2 protein-coding genes are annotated in these 1,246 nt (G+C 70.5%); one reads left to right on the forward strand and one right to left on the reverse strand.

Annotated elements, in window-relative coordinates:
* Positions 1 to 5: 5 nt before the first annotated feature.
* Positions 6 to 788 carry a S1 family peptidase gene (locus FNH08_RS50235; RefSeq protein ID WP_152778704.1) on the forward strand — a complete coding sequence of 261 codons (783 nt, stop codon included), beginning with the start codon at positions 6 to 8 and terminating at the stop codon, positions 786 to 788.
* Between the two features lie 135 nt (positions 789 to 923).
* Here FNH08_RS50235 and FNH08_RS50240 read toward each other — a convergent pair.
* Positions 924 to 1,246: DNA glycosylase AlkZ-like family protein (locus tag FNH08_RS50240; RefSeq protein WP_194238908.1), on the reverse strand; the 323-nt coding region annotated here is incomplete at its 5' end.

Consider the following 1,246-nt stretch of genomic DNA (forward strand, 5'->3'; position numbering starts at 1 on the left):
GGTTCATGCGTGCCAAGAAGACCGCCGCGCTCGGTGCCGCGGTCGCCGCTGCCGCCGCCGCGACCGCCCTGCTGAGCGCCCCCTCCGCCGTCGCCGCCCCCAACCCCATCGTCGGCGGCACGACGACCACCGCGAGCGCGTACCCGTACGTCATGCAGATCACGGACTCGTCGCAGAACCAGTTCTGCGGCGGCACCCTGGTCTCGGCCACCAAGGTGGTCACCGCCGCGCACTGCATGGTCGACGAGACCACGAGCAGTGTCCGTGTCGTGGGCGGCCGCACCTACCGCAACGGCACCAACGGCACCGTCAGCAGAGTCACCGACATCTGGGTCCACCCCGACTACACGGACGCCACCGAGGGCAACGACGTGGCCGTGCTGACCCTGGCGACGTCGATGCCGTACACCACGGCGTCGTACGTCGACTCGTCGGACACCTCCGTGTACGCGGCCGGCACCACCGCCCGCATCCTCGGCTGGGGCACCACGTCCTCGAACGGCTCCTCCTCCAACCAGCTGCGCACCGCCACGGTGCCGACCGTCTCCAACTCCAGCTGCAGCAGTTCGTACGGCTCGTCCTTCATAGCGAGCGACATGGTGTGCGCCGGATACACCTCCGGCGGCGTGGACACCTGCCAGGGCGACAGCGGCGGTCCCCTGATGATCGGGGGCGTCCTGGCAGGTATCACTTCCTGGGGTGAGGGGTGCGCCCAGGCCGGGTACCCGGGTGTCTACACCCGGCTGACGACCTTCTCGGACGACGTGACCGAGCAGATCGAGTCGTAGACCGCAGCGGTACGACACCCGATGGGCTCCTGAGGCACCACCTCAGGTGAATGCCAGGGGGCGTTGCGGGCCGGCCACGAGCGGTCCGCAGCGCCCCCTATCCATGTGCCCGTCCACGCTCCCGGGGCGGCCGGTTCAGGACGGCCGGTTCACCACGGTGCCGAAGCGGATGTCGTACGAGGACGGTGAGCCGCCGTGCAGCACCGTGAGCATGCGCTCGGCCTCCCGCAGCAGTTCCTCCCGCTGCCGCTTGCCGAGCGTGCCGAAGGGTTCGACGGTGAGCGTGTCGCCCTCCGGCCTCCAGACACCCGCGAGGAACCCGTCGACGAGGAACGTGGGGTACGCCTGGTTCCCCTGCCAGCTCCGGCCCTTGAGCTCCGGGGGCACGACCCGCGAGCGGTCGGCGTGGGAGAGGAGCAGGTTGTCGAACTCCGGCAGGAGCCGTAGCGGGGCCGGGG

Source organism: Streptomyces spongiae, from assembly GCF_009377185.1.
Taxonomy (GTDB): Bacteria; Actinomycetota; Actinomycetes; order Streptomycetales; family Streptomycetaceae; genus Streptomyces; species Streptomyces spongiae.

Excerpts from the sequence above, each read along its gene's own strand:
- FNH08_RS50235 (WP_152778704.1), top strand. The coding sequence starts at position 6 with ATGCGTGCCAAGAAGACCGCCGCGCTCGGTGCCGCGGTCGCCGCTGCC.